This window comes from Streptomyces sp. NBC_01214 (assembly GCF_026340975.1).
Lineage (GTDB): Bacteria > Actinomycetota > Actinomycetes > Streptomycetales > Streptomycetaceae > Streptomyces.
The window spans coordinates 1,321,724-1,336,307 of sequence record NZ_JAPEOS010000002.1 but is presented as its reverse complement, the minus strand read 5'-3'; the positions used below and the strand labels follow the sequence as shown (position 1 = coordinate 1,336,307).

14 protein-coding genes and 1 pseudogene are annotated in these 14,584 nt (G+C 72.0%); 4 read left to right on the top strand and 11 right to left on the bottom strand.

The annotated features are described in order from the left end of the window. Positions 1–81: 81 nt before the first annotated feature. The 5 genes from OG594_RS31065 to OG594_RS31045 all read right to left on the bottom strand — a co-directional run bounded on the left by OG594_RS31065 (position 82) and on the right by OG594_RS31045 (position 6,288). Positions 82–1,149, bottom strand: a complete 1,068-nt coding sequence (locus tag OG594_RS31065) for a cell division initiation protein (RefSeq protein WP_266605359.1) — start codon at positions 1,147–1,149, stop codon at positions 82–84. Between the two features lie 103 nt (positions 1,150–1,252). Continuing rightward, complete coding sequence (gene coaD / locus OG594_RS31060) at positions 1,253–1,732, bottom strand: pantetheine-phosphate adenylyltransferase (RefSeq protein WP_266606647.1); 480 nt, start codon at positions 1,730–1,732, stop codon at positions 1,253–1,255. A 14-nt stretch (positions 1,733–1,746) separates the two neighbouring features. Continuing rightward, positions 1,747–2,325 (bottom strand): 16S rRNA (guanine(966)-N(2))-methyltransferase RsmD, encoded by a 579-nt coding sequence (rsmD, locus tag OG594_RS31055; protein WP_266605357.1) that lies wholly within the window; start codon positions 2,323–2,325, stop codon positions 1,747–1,749. 73 nt (positions 2,326–2,398) lie between these two features. Further along, a complete protein-coding gene (gene recG, locus OG594_RS31050) occupies positions 2,399–4,591 on the bottom strand; it encodes an ATP-dependent DNA helicase RecG (RefSeq protein ID WP_266605355.1) in 2,193 nt (730 codons plus the stop codon). Positions 4,592–4,617: 26 nt separating this feature from the next. Further along, positions 4,618–6,288: a DAK2 domain-containing protein gene (locus OG594_RS31045; RefSeq protein WP_266605353.1), complete on the bottom strand. Its 1,671-nt coding sequence runs from the start codon at positions 6,286–6,288 to the stop codon at positions 4,618–4,620. Positions 6,289–6,528: 240 nt separating this feature from the next. Between OG594_RS31045 and rpmB the strand changes: the two genes are divergently transcribed. Beyond that, positions 6,529–6,714, top strand: a complete 186-nt coding sequence (gene rpmB / locus OG594_RS31040) for a 50S ribosomal protein L28 (protein WP_007266795.1) — start codon at positions 6,529–6,531, stop codon at positions 6,712–6,714. Between the two features lie 133 nt (positions 6,715–6,847). On the opposite strand, the gene thiD is transcribed toward rpmB, so the two are convergent. Both thiD and OG594_RS31030 read right to left on the bottom strand, forming a co-directional pair. Next, positions 6,848–7,648 carry a bifunctional hydroxymethylpyrimidine kinase/phosphomethylpyrimidine kinase gene (thiD, locus tag OG594_RS31035; protein ID WP_266605351.1) on the bottom strand — a complete coding sequence of 267 codons (801 nt, stop codon included), beginning with the start codon at positions 7,646–7,648 and terminating at the stop codon, positions 6,848–6,850. Then, complete coding sequence (locus tag OG594_RS31030) at positions 7,645–8,628, bottom strand: thiamine-phosphate kinase (protein ID WP_266605349.1); 984 nt, start codon at positions 8,626–8,628, stop codon at positions 7,645–7,647. Before OG594_RS31030 ends, thiD begins: the two co-directional genes overlap by 4 nt. A 245-nt stretch (positions 8,629–8,873) precedes the next feature. Here OG594_RS31030 and OG594_RS31025 point away from each other — a divergent pair, with 245 nt between their 5' ends. Continuing rightward, positions 8,874–9,107, top strand: coding sequence for an Lrp/AsnC family transcriptional regulator (locus tag OG594_RS31025; protein WP_030011290.1), 234 nt, complete (start codon positions 8,874–8,876; stop codon positions 9,105–9,107). Between the two features lie 23 nt (positions 9,108–9,130). After that, positions 9,131–9,643, top strand: a complete 513-nt coding sequence (locus OG594_RS31020) for a DUF3515 domain-containing protein (protein WP_266606646.1) — start codon at positions 9,131–9,133, stop codon at positions 9,641–9,643. A 93-nt stretch (positions 9,644–9,736) separates the two neighbouring features. On the opposite strand, the gene OG594_RS31015 is transcribed toward OG594_RS31020, so the two are convergent. From OG594_RS31015 to OG594_RS31005, 3 genes are read right to left on the bottom strand one after another with little or no spacing between them, the layout of a single operon-like run. Continuing rightward, positions 9,737–10,894, bottom strand: coding sequence for a D-alanine--D-alanine ligase family protein (locus tag OG594_RS31015; RefSeq protein ID WP_266605346.1), 1,158 nt, complete (start codon positions 10,892–10,894; stop codon positions 9,737–9,739). Positions 10,895–10,933: 39 nt separating this feature from the next. After that, entirely contained in the window at positions 10,934–11,944 is a 1,011-nt protein-coding gene (locus OG594_RS31010; RefSeq protein ID WP_266605344.1) for an NAD(P)H-dependent glycerol-3-phosphate dehydrogenase, read from the bottom strand. Further along, a complete protein-coding gene (locus tag OG594_RS31005) occupies positions 11,941–12,693 on the bottom strand; it encodes a 1-acyl-sn-glycerol-3-phosphate acyltransferase (protein ID WP_266605342.1) in 753 nt (250 codons plus the stop codon). The genes OG594_RS31010 and OG594_RS31005 overlap by 4 nt, the downstream gene beginning before the upstream one ends. A gap of 190 nt (positions 12,694–12,883) precedes the next feature. On the opposite strand from OG594_RS31005, the pseudogene cofC reads away from it, so the two are divergent. Then, a pseudogene (gene cofC / locus OG594_RS31000) lies at positions 12,884–13,534 on the top strand (2-phospho-L-lactate guanylyltransferase); the annotation flags it as partial. A gap of 312 nt (positions 13,535–13,846) precedes the next feature. Here cofC and OG594_RS30995 read toward each other — a convergent pair. After that, entirely contained in the window at positions 13,847–14,527 is a 681-nt protein-coding gene (locus tag OG594_RS30995; protein ID WP_030009268.1) for an HU family DNA-binding protein, read from the bottom strand. Positions 14,528–14,584 lie beyond the last annotated feature (57 nt).

Below are 14,584 nucleotides of genomic sequence, written 5' to 3'. Positions count from 1 at the left end.
CTAGGGCAGCATGGATCGCGGTGCATACGCGCGACCGAACAGCCAGGATACCCGCAGCGGCGCCCAGCGCCCAATCCGGTCCTAGCGACCCTGTTCGTACTGGCGCAGCTGGTCCAGGTTGATCATGCTCGTGTCGAAGAGGCTGGTCTCGTCGAGCGAGGGCTGCTGGGCCTGCGGCTGCTGGTACGCGGCATAGGGGTCGGGCTGCTGCGCGTCGTAGTGCGCGGCGTAGGCCGCCCCGGTGGAGCCGCCGCCCGCCATGGAGTACGGGTCCGGCTGCTGCTGGTAGCCGCCGTACGGGTCCTGGTAGGAGTAGGCGTCCTGTTGCTGGGCGGCGGGCTGGGCGGGCTGCGGGTAGCCGTACGTGTCGTACACGGGCTCCGCCTGCGCCGGGATCGGCGCCTGCGGGTGCAGCGGCTCCGGCTCCGCCAGGCCCGCCAGGAAGTCCGAGTCGCTCGCCGAGCGGGACTGCTGTCCGCCCGCCGCGTCCTGGGCGGCCATGTGCACGCCCAGGTCGTCCGTCGGGACCCGGCCCAGGAGCTTCTGGCGGCCGCGGCCCACGGCTTCCAGGGTCTTGGAGAGCACCGCCTCGAAGGTCGCCAGCTTGGTGTCCACGTAGGCGTCCGCCTGCTGCCGCTGCGTCTCGGGGTCGTGGCTGCGCTCGGGCGCGTCCATGTCCGGGTAGCCGTGCTCGTCCAGACCCGGGCCGCGGCCCAGGAGCTTCTCCCGGCCCCGGTCCACCGAACCGATGGTCTTGGTCAGCACGACCTCGAAGTTCGCGAGCTTGCTGTCGACGTAGTCGTCGGCCTCGGCCCGGATCTCCTCTGCCTCCCGGCGGGCTTCCTCCAGGATCCGGTCCGCCTCGGCCTGGGAGCGCCGCGCGATCTCGGTGTCGGAGATCAGCGAACCGCGCTGGTTGTGGGCCGCGTCGATGATCCGCTCCGCCTCCCGGCGGGCCTCCTCGACCATCTGCTCGCGGCCGCCGATGAGCTCCTGAGCCTGCGCGAGCGAGCCGGGCAGCGCCTGGCGCACCTCTTCGAGCTGCTCCAGGAGCTCGGCGCGGTTGATCACGCAGGAGGCCGACATGGGCATGGACCGGGCGCCGCCGACGGCCGCGACGATCTCGTCGAGCTTCTTCTGCACGTCCATGGGGGCTCGCACTCTCTCGGCCTCAGGCGGTTCCTGAGACGGACGGGACGACTGTACGGCCACCGGGTGGGCCCCCGACACTGCCTGACGCTCCGTCAGGCGGTCAGCGGTTGCGCAGTCGCTCCCGGAGCGCCGCGTGGACGTTCGCCGGCAGCAGGTGGGCGACGTCGCCGCCCCAGGCCGCGACCTCCTTGACCAGCGTGGAGGACAGGAAGCTGTAGGTGGGGTTGGTCGGGACGAACAGCGTCTCGACGCCCGACAGGCCCATGTTCATCTGGGCCATCTGGAGCTCGTAGTCGAAGTCGCTGACCGCGCGCAGGCCCTTGACGATGGCCGGGATGTCCCGCTGCTTGCAGAAGTCGACGAGCAGCCCGTGGAAGGCCTCGACCTCGATGTTGCCGTAGTCGGCCGTCGCCTCGCGGATCAGCTCGAGCCGCTCTTCGACGGTGAACAGGCCCTGCTTCGACGGGTTGATCATCACGGCGACGTGTACGACGTCGTAGAGCCTGGAGGCGCGTCCGATGATGTCGAGGTGTCCGTTGGTGATGGGGTCGAAGGACCCCGGACAGACGGCGCGTCGCAACTGAACTCCCTCGTTCATGATTCTTCGCTGGTGAAGGCGGCGCGGCCGTACCAAAGGGTGCCCTCGCCGTACTTGCGCGACCGGAGCGGCTCGAAGCCCTCGGGCCACGGGAAGGCGCCGCTCCTGGTACTGCGCTCCACGGTGACGAGCGCATCGTCCGTGATCCAGCCATTGGACCGGAGTGTGAGGAGGATCTCCCGCAGTTCCGCGCTGTCCACGGCGTACGGCGGATCCAGGAAGACGATGTCGTACGGGTCCCCCGCGGCCCGGGCCGCCACGATCTGTTCGGCCTTGCCCGCGCGGAATTCCGCGCCGGGCAGGCCCAGCGTCCGGATGTTGTCCCGGATCGCCTTGGCGGCCTTGGCGTCGGCCTCGACGAGCAGGGTGTGGGCCGCGCCCCGGGAAAGGGATTCCAGGCCGACGGCGCCGGAGCCGCCGTACAGGTCGAGCACCCGGGCCCCTTCGACGCCGTGCAGCGACTCCCAGGTCGAGAAGAGGCCTTCGCGCATCCGGTCCGAGGTCGGCCGGGTGCCGGTGCCGGGGGGCACGGCCAGCCGTCGCCCGCCGGCGCTGCCGGCGATCACGCGGGTCATCTGGGGTCCTTCGGTACGGCGGTAGGGGCATGCCCCGGCGCTGCCGCGGCACTCCAACGATAGGTCGTGCCGCTCAACCCTTCTCCAGGTACTGCTCGCGCTCGGTGTCCAGCAGGGCGTCCAGTGCGGTCCGCAGACCCGGCAGGTGTTCCAGCGCGGGGTCCTCGGCGACGACGCGGGTGGCCTCCTCCCGCGCCTGGGCGATGACCTCCTCGTCCTCGATGACGGCGAGCATGCGCAGCGACGAGCGGACTCCGGACTGGGCCTGACCGAGCACATCGCCCTCGCGGCGCTGTTCCAGGTCGATCCGGGAGAGTTCGAAGCCGTCGAGGGTGGCGGCGACGGCGGCCAGCCGGGACCGGGCGGGGCTGGCCTCGTGCATTTCGCTGACCAGCAGGCACAGACCGGGCGCGGAGCCCCGGCCGACGCGGCCGCGGAGCTGGTGGAGCTGGGAGACGCCGAACCGGTCCGCGTCCATGATCACCATGACCGTGGAGTTGGGGACGTTCACCCCGACCTCGATGACGGTGGTGGCGACCAGCACCTTGACCTCGCCGGCGGCGAACCGGCGCATGACGTCGTCCTTGTCGGCGGGGTCCATCCGGCCGTGCAGCACCTCGACGGCCAGTCCCGCCAGCGGTCCGCGCGTGAGCTGCTCGGCGATCTCCACGACCGCGAGGGGCGGCCTCTTGTCGCCGTCGTCCTCGGCGGACTTCTTCTTGGGATCGTCCTCGCCGTCCCCGATGCGGGGGCAGACCACGTACGCCTGGTGCCCCTTCTCAACCTCCTCGCGGACCCGTTCCCAGGCCCGCGCGAGGAAGTGCGGCTTGTCCTTCGAGGGCACCACGTGGGTGGCGATCGGGGAGCGCCCGGCCGGCAGCTGGTCGAGGACGGAGGTCTCCAGGTCGCCGAAGACGGTCATGGCGACCGTGCGCGGGATCGGGGTCGCCGTCATCACCAGCAGGTGCGGGGGCTGCTTGCCCTTGGACCGCAGCGCGTCGCGCTGCTCCACCCCGAAACGGTGCTGCTCGTCCACGACGACCAGGCCGAGGTCGTGGAACTGCACCTTGTCCTCGATCAGCGCGTGCGTGCCGATCACGATCCCGGCCTCACCGGTGACCAGGTCGAGCAGGGCCTGGCGGCGCGCGGGCATCCCCATGGAGCCGGTGAGCAGCACCACCTTGGTGCCCTGGTCGGAGCCGCCGAGTATGCCCCCCTCGGCGAGCTCGCCCATCATCTCGGTGATGGAGCGGTGGTGCTGCTGGGCGAGCACCTCGGTGGGCGCGAGCATGGCCGCCTGCCCGCCGCTGTCCACGACGGCGAGCATCGCCCGCAGCGCGACCAGGGTCTTGCCCGAGCCGACCTCTCCCTGGAGGAGGCGGTGCATGGGGTGTTCGGTGGCCAGGTCGTCGAAGATCTCCTTCGAGACGGTCTGCTGGCCCTGGGTGAGGGTGAAGGGCAGTTTCGCGTCGAAGGAGTCGAGCAGGCCGCCGGGGAGCGGGCGGCGCGGGACGGCCGGGAGTTGGGAGTCGGCGTGCCGGCGGCGGGCCAGGGCGACCTGGAGGACGAAGGCCTCGTCCCACTTCAGGCGCTGGCGGGCGTCCTCGATGTCGGCCTTGGTGCCCGGGCGGTGGATCTTCAGCAGGGCCTCGGTGAGCGGGACCAGTGCGCGGCCCTCGCGCAGGGCGGGCGGCAGCGGGTCCACGGCGTCCTGGGCGCTCGGCAGCACCGCGTCCACGCACTTGGCGATCTTCCAGGACTCCATCTTCGCGCAGGCGGGGTAGATCGGGATGAGCTGGTTGGCGAAGGCGGTCGCGGCGTCCCGGTCCGAGGCGTCCGCGCCCAGCGGCTCGTAGGCGGGGTGGGAGAGCTGGAGCTTGCGGTTGAACATGCCGACCTTGCCCGCGAACATGGCGCGGGTCCCCGGCAGCAGGTCCTTGTGCGGCTTGTGGACCCCGGCGCCGAAGAAGACCAGCTGGAGGCGGCCGCTGCCGTCGGTGATGGTCACCTCCAGACGCTTGCCCCGGCCCCCGTTGAAGGTCAGGATCCGGGCGTCGGCGACCTGCGCGACAACGGTCACGTGCTCGTCGATCTGGTCGGCGAGCTCGGCCAGCGAGGTCAGCTCACCGCGCTCGGCGTACCGCCGCGGGTAGTGGTGGAGCAGGTCCAGGGCCGTGTGCAGGCCGAGCTGCTCGGCCAGCACCTTGGCGGTGGCGGGACCGAGCGTCTTCTTGAGGTCTTCGTCGAGCGCGGGCACGTGTTCCATTGCACACCATGGCGCTGACAAGCCCGTTATTCCACCCCGATGAGGAGCGGCGCCGAGTACCGGCCGCCCCGGTAGGTGACGGTGTCCACGGCGAGGTGGCCTTGCTGGACGTAGGCCTCCAGGCGCTCGGCGACGGCGTCCGGTACGTCGGGTCCCAGGACCAGGGTGACGAGTTCGCCGCCGGAGCCCAGCATCCGGTCCAGGACGGCTTCGGCGGTCTCGGCCAGGCCCGAGCCGATCACCGCGACGTCCCCGTCGATGAGGCCGAGCACGTCGCCGGCCTGGCAGATGCCGGCCGAGGTGAAGGACTGCCGTTCGGCGAACGCCAGTTCCCCGTACCGGGTGGCGCCGGCGGCCGCCGTCATGGCGACCACGTCCTCGTCGAAGCTGCCCTCCGGGTCGTGCACGGCGAGGGCGGCCAGGCCCTGGACCGCGGACCGGGTGGGGATCACGGCCACCCGTACGCCCTCGGCGCGGGCCTGTTCGGCCGCCGCGGCCGCGGCGGCGCGCAGTTCGGCGCCGCCCGGCAGCAGCACCACCTCGCGGGCGTGGGCCCGGCGAACGGCGTCGAGCAGTTCGGCCACGGCCGGCGGCTCCCCGGGGCGTACGAGGACGGTGGTCGCTCCCGCCTCCCCGCACAGCCCGGCCAGTCCCTCGCCGGGGACGACGGCGACCACGGCCCGCTGGGCGCGCTCGCCCCGTGCCCGGCGGCGCTCGTCCCCGAAGTGGGTGATCCGTATCCGGTAGGGCCGTCCGGCCACGACTCCGGCCTCCACGGCCGCGCCGGGGTCGTCGACGTGGACGTGGACGTTCCACAGTCCGTCGCCGCCGACCACGACCAGGGAGTCGCCGAGTCCGTCGAGGCGTTCGCGCAGTTCGCCGACGGCCGCTTCGGAGGCCTCCAGCAGGTAGATCACCTCGTACGCGGGCCCGTCCTCCTCCTGCGCGCAGGGGTCCGACGACGGCGGGACGGGCACCGCGCGGCCGCGTACCGGTTCGGCGGCCGGTTCCTGGCCGGACAGGGCCTGCCACAGGGCGCCGAAGACGACGACCAGCCCGCAGCCCCCGGCGTCGACCACTCCCGCCCGCCCCAGCGCGGCGAGCTGCCCGGGGGTCTCGGCGAGGGCGGCGCGGGCCCCGTCGTAGGCGGCCCGGGCCACCTCTGTCGCGGTCCCGGCGGCGGCTCCGGCCGCCTCGCCGGCCCGGGCGGCGGCGCCGGCGACGGTGAGCATGGTGCCCTCCACCGGGTGCGCGACGGCCGCGTACGCCTCCTCCGCGGCCCGGGTGAGCGCGCGGGCCAGCAGCCCGCCGGGGCCCCGTCCGGCCTGTCCCGCCGGTTCGGCGGGCTCGTCGCCGAGTACGTCGGCCACTCCGCGCAGCAGCTGCGCCAGGATCGTCCCGGAGTTCCCGCGGGCGCCCACCAGGGCTCCGTGCGCCCAGGCCCGTACGGCCTCGGCCAGGGAGGTCCGCCCTGTGCCGTCGGTCACCTCGGGGAAGGCCTCGGCGAGGCCGCGGTCGGCCGATTCGGCGGTGAGGTAGAGGTTGGTGCCGGTGTCGGCGTCGGCGACCGGGTAGACGTTGATCGCGTCGATGTCCTCGCGGGCCCGGCCCAGGGCGGCCAGGGCCAGCGAGCTCCAGGTGCGCACCGCTTCGGCGTCGAGCTCGTCAGGGGACTGCGGCTGCGGCTCGTGCGGCACCGGGCGTTCCTCCTCGTGCGGGCCAGGGTTCACCGCAGGGTAACGAAGGACCGCCCGTGCTTCGGGACCGCGGGGCGGGGGCAGCGGCGGCCATGGTAGTTTTCTTGGACGGACGCAGTCGTTGTATGCTGCTCCGGTTGCCCGGCGAGAGTCGGGCCATTCCCCCGGCAAACCACTTCAGACCTCTGAATCCGGTGCGCCGGTTTCACTGTAATTGCATCTGAAGTCTTGGAGTGACCTGTGGCTGCCAACTGCGACGTTTGCGCCAAGGGGCCGAGCTTCGGCAACAACATCTCCCACTCGCACCGCCGCACCTCGCGTCGCTGGAACCCGAACATCCAGCGCGTCCGTGCCGTGGTCAATGGGACGCCGAAGCGCCTCAACGCCTGCACCTCGTGCATCAAGGCCGGCAAGGTCTCGCGCTGACGCCTCCCGTCGTAGCGCAGCCCTTTCCGGTTGCCAAAAAGGCCGGTTCACCTCTGGTGAGCCGGCCTTTTGCCTTGTCCGGGGGCCGGGTCGGGGGCCGCTGCGGCGGCCCGGCCGGGCCGTCGCAGCGGGTTCAGCGCCACTGCCAGGCGTGATCCACCGGGCCGATGCCCCCGCCGAGCGCGAAGCCGGTGGCGATGGCGCCCGTGACGTACTCCTTGGCGGCCGTGACCGCCTCCGGGACGGCCAGTCCCTTCGCCAGGCCCGCCGCGATCGCGCTCGCGAGGGTGCAGCCGGTGCCGTGGGTGTGCCGGTTGTCGTGACGCGGGGCGCGCAGCCACCGCTCCTCGGTGCCGTCGGTGAGCAGGTCCACCGCCTCGTGGCCGTGCGCCGCGAGGTGTCCGCCCTTGATCAGCGCCCAGTGCGGCCCGTGCCCGAGGACCGCGTCGGCGGCCCGCCGCATGTCGTCCTCGGTCTCCACCACCACACCCGTCAGCTGGGCCACCTCGTCCAGGTTGGGGGTGGCCACCGTGGCCCGCGGCAGCAGCTCCTTGCGTACGGCGGCCAGCGCCGAAGCGGCGAGCAGTGCGTCCCCGTGCTTGGAGACCCCGACGGGGTCCACGACGGCCGGGGCCCGGGTGTCCGCGAGCAGCGCGGCCACCGTTTCCACCAGGACGGCGGAGGAGAGCATCCCGGTCTTCACGGCCCGGACCCCGATGTCGTCCGCGACGGCCCGGTACTGGGCCGTGACGGCCTCGGCGGGCAGTTCCCAGACCCCGCGTACCCCGAGCGAGTTCTGCGCCGTCACGGCGGTCACCACGCTCATGCCGTGCACCCCGAGCGCCAGCATGGTCTTCAGGTCGGCCTGGATGCCGGCGCCGCCGCCGGAGTCGGATCCGGCGACGGTCAGGCACAGCGGCGGGGCGGTGCTCACAGCGCGCCGTCCTGGGCGGCCGGGTCGGCCCCGAAGTGGTCCCAGCCGCCGGTGCTGGTCCAGGGCGCGCCGTCGACGGTCACCTGGGGCAGCGCGGAGCGGTTGAGCACCTCGCCGATGACCTTCCAGCGGGCGGGGAGCTTCACGTCGGGCGGGAAGGTCGCCACGATCGCGTGGTCCTCTCCCCCGGTGAGCACCCACTGCAGCGGGTCCACGCCGACGGCCTGTCCGATGTCGTGCATCTGGGTCGGGATGTCGACGGCCGCCGAGCGCAGGTCGATCCGTACCTTGCTGGCTTCGGCGATGTGCCCGAGGTCGGCGATCAGGCCGTCGCTGACGTCGGTCATGGCGGTGGCGCCGAGTCCGGCGGCCGCGGGGCCCGCGTGGTACGGCGGCTCGGGGCGTCGGTGCGCCTCGACGAAGGCCCGCGGGGAGCGGAAGCCGCGCGAGAGCACGGCGAAGCCGGCCGCGGACCAGCCGAGCCAGCCGGTGACGGCGACGACGTCGCCGGGCTGGGCGCCGGAGCGCAGGACGGGCTCGTGGTTGCGCAGGTCGCCGAGGGCGGTGATGGCGACGGTGATGACGTCGCCGCGGACGACGTCCCCGCCGACCACGGCCGCGCCGGCGACCTGGCACTCGTCGCGGATGCCGTCCATCAGCTCGGTGGGCCAGGTGACCGGCAGTTCGGCGGGGACGACGAGGCCAAGCAGCAGCGCGGTCGGCACCGCGCCCATGGCGGCGATGTCGGCGAGGTTCTGCGCGGCGGCCTTGCGGCCGACGTCGTAGGCCGTGGACCAGTCGCGCCGGAAGTGCCGGCCCTCCAGCAGGATGTCGGTGCTCGCCACGACCCGCCGGTCGGGGGCGGACACCACCGCGGCGTCGTCGCCCGGTCCGAGCCGGACCGCCGGGGTGGTGGTGAGCCGTGAGGTGAGCTCCCTGATCAGCCCGAACTCCCCCAGCTCGCCGACAGTGCCCTTCATCGCTGTGCCCCTTCTTGCCCAGTCCGCTTGCGGTCGCGAGCCGTCTCAGCTCTGGGTACCGTCAACAGATACGTCAACTTCTGCTCTCCGTACGCCCCGCTGTGCGTGGCGCCGGGCCCGCGGGTCTCCCCGCAGCGCACGGCGACGCGGTACCGTGGCGTCCCTTCTTCCCCCGGCCCGTTCAATCGTGTGGGGCCCACCCGAAGGTTAGGGGAAATGATCCTCGTGGCCGCCCTGGAGGTTCCGTGGTACAGGCGTACATCCTTATCCAGACCGAAGTGGGCAAGGCGTCGTTCGTCGCCGAGTCCATCGGCCAGATCCCGGGAGTGATCCAGGCCGAAGACGTGACGGGCCCGTACGACGTGATCGTGCGCGCCCAGGCCGACACCGTGGACGACCTCGGCCGCATGGTGGTCGCCAAGGTCCAGCAGGTGGAGGGGATCACCCGCACCTTGACCTGCCCGGTGGTCCATCTGTAGCCCCCGTCTACTCTAGGCCGGTGATGTCCCTCCACCGCCGGCCCCTGCGTGTCCGCGCCCTGTCCGCCGTGCCCGCCTCGATGGCCGTCCTGGCCGCCGCGGCGTGCTCCCCGGGCGGATCCGACGAAGCCCGGGTGGACCCACCGCCGACGCCGCCCGCCGCCGTCGCGGGACTCTGTGCGGCACTGCACGAGAAGCTCCCGGAGACGGTGGCCGGCCTGGCGCGGACCAGAACCGAACCGGAGTCCGATCTGACCGCCGCGTGGGGCGGTTCGGCGATCGTACTGCGGTGCGGTATCCCCAAACCCCGCACGATGCTCGATCCGAAGCAGGAGGGCGTCCACGTGAACGGAGTGGCCTGGCTGCTGGAAAAGCTCGACGACGGTTCCGGCGGCGGGTTCCGGTTCACCACCGGGATGCGGCTGGCCTACACCGAGGTCCAGGTCGACAAGGAGCATGCCACGGATGCGGGCATGCTGGTCGGCCTGTCCACGGCGATCACCGCGACCGTGCCCGAGGGCATCTCCTCCTACTGAGTACCGCGCTCCGCCCACCGGGCACCGAGCACACCGCCGCCCGCCGACCGCCTTCGAAGGCGGTCGGCGGGCGGTCGGCTTTTCGGACGACGGTCAGCGCAGGCCGGTGGAGCGGCGCAGGGCCGCCTGGATCAACCTGTCCACCAGCTCCGGGTACTCGATGCCCGTCTTCTGCCACATCAACGGGTACATGGAGATCGGCGTGAAGCCCGGCATCGTGTTGATCTCGTTGATGACGAACTCGCCGTCCTCGGTGAGGAAGAAGTCGGCGCGCACCAGGCCCTCGCAGGACGCGGCCTCGAAGGCCTCGATCGCGAGCCGCTGCACCTCGGCGGTCTGCTCCGGGGTGAGCGGGGCGGGCACGATCCCGGAGGCGGAGTCGATGTACTTCGCCTCGAAGTCGTAGAAGTCGTGGCTGGACACCGGCGGGATCTCGGCGGGGACGCTCGCGCGCGGCCCGTCCTCGAACTCCAGGACCCCGCACTCGATCTCGCGGCCGCGCAGCAGCGCCTCCACGATGATCTTCGGGTCGTGGCGCCGGGCCTCCTTGACCGCGGCGTCCAGACCGGAGGGGTCGTCGACCTTGGTGATGCCGATGGAGGAGCCGGCCCGGGCGGGCTTGATGAACAGCGGCCAGCCGTGCTCGGCGGCGAAGTCCAAGATCTTGCCCGTGGCGGCGTCCCGGTCGGCTTCCCACTCGCGGGGGCGGATGGTCACGTACGGGCCGACGCTCAGCCCGAAGGAGGTGAACACCCGCTTCATGTAGTCCTTGTCCTGGCCGACGGCCGAGGCGAGGACGCCGGAGCCGACGTACGGGATGCCGGAGAGCTCCAGGAGGCCCTGGAGGGTGCCGTCCTCGCCGTAGGGGCCGTGCAGCACGGGGAAGACGACGTCGACCTCGCCCAGTGCCTTCGGAACGGCGCCGGGCTCGGTGTAGACGACCTGGCGGCTGGCCGGGTCGACCGAGAGCACGACGGCGCCGTCCTCGGACTCGGCGAGCTCCTCGACGCTCGGGAGCCTGCGGTCTGCGATGGCCATCCGCGCGGGCTCGTCGGCGGTCAGCGCCCATCGGCCGTCCGTGGTGATGCCGATGGGCAGCACCTCGTACTTGGAGCGGTCGATGGAGCGCAGCACGGCGCCCGCCGTGACGACCGAGATGGCGTGTTCCGAGCTGCGGCCGCCGAACACGACGGCCACGCGGGGCTTGCGGCCCTGCTGCTCAGGGGTCTGGGGGAGGTTCTCGCTGCTCATATCGCCACGAGAGTACCCGCTCATGCGTCCGGAAAGGAGTTAGCGACGTTCCGGTTTGGCGCTGCGGCCCATCAGGTCCTTGAGCGCAACCAGGGTCGGCTTGCCGTGGTGGACGATGTCCACCACCGTGTCGGTGATCGGCATGTCCACCCCGTGGCGGCGCGCCAGATCCGCCACCGACTGGCAGGACTTGACGCCCTCGGCGGTCTGCTTGGTGACCGCGATGGTCTCCTCCAGGGTCATCCCGCGGCCGAGGTTGGTACCGAAGGTGTGGTTCCGGGAGAGCGGCGAGGAGCAGGTGGCGACCAGGTCGCCGAGGCCCGCGAGGCCGGAGAAGGTGAGCGGGTCGGCCCCCATCGCCACGCCGAGGCGGGTGGCTTCGGCGAGTCCGCGGGTGATGAGCGAGCCCTTGGTGTTGTCGCCCAGGCCCATGCCGTCCGCGATGCCGACGGCGAGGCCGATGACGTTCTTGACTGCGCCGCCGAGCTCGCAGCCGGTGACGTCGGTGCTCGTGTACGGGCGGAAGTACGCGGTGTGGCAGGCGGCCTGGAGGCGCTGGGCCACGCCCTCGTCCACGCAGGCGACGACGGAGGCGGCGGGCTGGCGGGCGGCGATCTCGGCGGCCAGGTTGGGGCCGGTGACCACGGCGATGCGCTCTGCGGGGACCTTGGCCACCTCCTCGATGACCTCGCTCATCCGCTTGGCGGTGCCGAGTTCGATGCCCTTCATCAGCGAGACGAGCACGGTGTCGGGGGCCAGTAGGGGCGCCCACGCGGCGAGGTTCTCGCGCAGGGTCTGGGACGGGACGGCGAGGACGGTGAAGTCCGCGCCGGCCGCGGCCTCGGCCGGGTCGGTGGTGGCCCGGAGGTTCGCGGGGAGTTCGACGCCGGGGAAGTAGTCCGGGTTGGTCCGGCCGGTGTTGATGGCGTCGACCACCTGCTGGCGGCGGCCCCACAGGGTCACCTCGCAGCCGGCGTCGGCGAGCACGATGGCGAAGGCCGTGCCCCAGGAGCCTGTTCCGAAGACGGTCGCCTTCACGGGACGTGTCACTTCTTGCCCTCCCCTGCGGCCTTGCGCCGCTGTTCCGCCCTGGCGTTGCGATGGTCGTACGGCTGCTCGGGCGCGGTCTCGCCGCGCACCTCCTCCAGCAACGCGGTGATGGCCGCCATGATGACCTCGGTGACCTCCCGGAGGACCTCCGGGGTGGGTTCCCGGTCGTAGAAGGCGGAGAGGTCCACCGGCGGTCCGGCGAGCACCTGGAGGGTCTTGCGCGGGAAGAGCCGGACCTTGTTCTCCTTGGCGTAGGGCGGCATCGCGAGGTTCGCGCCCCACTGGGCCACCGGGATGACCGGCGCCCTGGTGATCAGCGCCACGCGGGCGGCGCCGGTCTTGCCGGCCATCGGCCACATGTCGGGGTCGCGGGTGAGGGTGCCCTCCGGGTAGAAGGCCACGCATTCGCCCCGCTCGATGGCGTCCACTGCGGCCCGGAACGCGTCCAGGGCGTTGGTGGACTCCCGGTAGACGGGGATCTGTCCGCTGCCGCGCAGGATGGACCCGACCACGGGGACCTTGAAGAGGGCGGCCTTGGCGAGCAATCGGGGCACCCGGCCGGTGTTGTACTGGAAGTGCGCGTACGAGAGCGGGTCCAGATACGAGTTGTGATTGACGGCAGTGATAAAACCGCCCTCGGCCGGAATGTGCTCGATTCCCCGCCAGTCCCGCTTGAAGAGCACTACCAGCGGCGGTTTTGCGATGACCGCCGCCAGGCGGTACCAGAAGCCGATTCTGCGGCGGGACACTCGGACACCTTCCTCTAGGACCGGTGCGCGGCTTGGGCACCTCGTCGGCCGGACAAGTGTCACCCCACGCCCGGTCTCTGTCGAGAACACCGTACGCCCCGCTCACCCCGCCGGACTCCCGGGTTGCCCGGGCGGAGGCGACAATGGGCCGACACATGACCCGGCCATGACCTGACCATGGCCGAAGTACGTGCCGGAGCGCACCGGAGGGAAGGGGTCCGTCACGAACGCCGTCTGGAGCCTGGTGGTCCCGCTCAAGCCCCTGGCGGTGGCGAAGAGCCGTCTCGCCCGGGCGGTGGGCGCCTCTCGTCCGGGCCTCGCCCTGGCCTTCGCCCAGGACACCGTCGAGGGGGCCCTGGCCTGCACGGCGGTCGCGGATGTGGTGGTCGTCACGGACGATGCCGCGGCCGGTGCGGAACTGGCGCGGCTCGGGGCGCGGATCGTCCCGGACGCCCCGGCGGCCGGGCTCAACGCGGCCCTGCACCACGGGGCGCGGACGGTGCGGTCGGGGCGGCCGGGTGCCGCGTTGGCCGCGCTGAACGCCGATCTGCCGGCGCTGCGACCCCGGGAATTGCAACGCGTGCTCGAAAACGCTTCGGTATTTCCGCGGGCATTTCTGGCGGATGCGTCCGGAATCGGGACGACCCTGCTTTCTGCCGCGCCGGACGTGGAATTGACCCCTTCCTTCGGTGGGCCTTCACGGGCCAGGCATTCTGCCTCGGGGGCGGTGGAAATCGCCCTGGCGGACGTCGACAGCGTGCGCCGGGACGTGGACACCGCGGCCGATCTGCGCACCGCTCTCACCCTCGGCGTGGGGCGCCACACCGCCCGATACAGTGCCCGTATGCAGGCGACCGCGTACGCGTACGACTCCCAGACCCGCAGCGGCAGCGTGCTGCTGGACGACGGCACTCCGGTGCCCTTCGAGGCCCCGGCCTTCGACGCGGGCGGCCTGCGGCTGCTGCGGCCCGGGCAGCGGGTCCGGATCGAGACGGACGGCGCGGGTGCGAGCCTGCGGATCACCCTCGTGACGCTGCAGACGTTCTGAAGGGACGGCCGCCCGCGACCTTGACCGGTCGCCGGTGCGGCGGACGCACCGCGGGCCGGCTCCCCCGCACGGGGAAAGCCGGCCCGGCCTGTGTGACGCGTGCCCCTACTTCTTGCGGGCGGTGGTCTTCTTCGCGGTGGCCTTGCGCGTCGCCGTCTTCTTGGCGGGCGCCTTCGTCGCTGCGGTGACCTTCTTGGCCGCCGGCGCGGTCTTCTTGGCCGCGGCGGTGGTCTTCTTCGCGGCGGCGGTGGTCTTCTTGGCCGCGGCGGTGGTCTTCTTGGCGGCCGCGGTGGCCTTCTTGGCCGTGGCGGTGCTCTTCACCGCCGCCTTCTTGGCGGTCGCCGTGGCCTTCTTGGCCACGACCTTCTTTGCGACCGTGGTCTTTGCCGCGGCCTTCTTGGCGGTGGTGGCCTTCTTCGCCGCGGCCTTCTTGACCGTCGCGGAGGCACCACCCGTGAGGCTGCCCTTGGGCGCCTTCTTCACCGACACCTCGCCACCCTTGGGGAGCTTCTTGGTGCCGCTGACCAGGTCTTTGAAGCCCTGGCCGGCACGGAAGCGGGGCACAGAGGTCTTCTTGACCCGGACGCGCTCACCCGTCTGCGGGTTGCGGGCGTAACGGGCCGGACGGTCGACCTTCTCGAACGAGCCGAAGCCCGTGACCGAGACCCGGTCGCCCGCGACGGTAGCGCGGACGATCGCGTCCAGTACCGCGTCGACAGCGTCCGCGGCCTGCTGGCGGCCGCCCAGCTTGTCGGCAATCGCTTCTACGAGCTGCGCCTTGTTCACGTCTTCCCCTTCGGAGACTTCGCCAGAACGAATGTGTTCAAGCTTATTTCGCACGTT

Bases quoted from the DNA above. Each gene is read 5' to 3' on its own strand.
- rsmD (WP_266605357.1), bottom strand. From the start codon at position 2,325: ATGACCCGCGTGATCGCCGGCAGCGCCGGCGGGCGACGGCTGGCCGTG.
- OG594_RS31015 (WP_266605346.1), bottom strand. From the start codon at position 10,894: ATGAGCAGCGAGAACCTCCCCCAGACCCCTGAGCAGCAGGGCCGCAAG.
- OG594_RS31065 (WP_266605359.1), bottom strand. From the start codon at position 1,149: ATGGACGTGCAGAAGAAGCTCGACGAGATCGTCGCGGCCGTCGGCGGC.
- OG594_RS31020 (WP_266606646.1), top strand. From the start codon at position 9,131: ATGTCCCTCCACCGCCGGCCCCTGCGTGTCCGCGCCCTGTCCGCCGTG.
- recG (WP_266605355.1), bottom strand. From the start codon at position 4,591: ATGGAACACGTGCCCGCGCTCGACGAAGACCTCAAGAAGACGCTCGGT.
- OG594_RS31030 (WP_266605349.1), bottom strand. From the start codon at position 8,628: ATGAAGGGCACTGTCGGCGAGCTGGGGGAGTTCGGGCTGATCAGGGAG.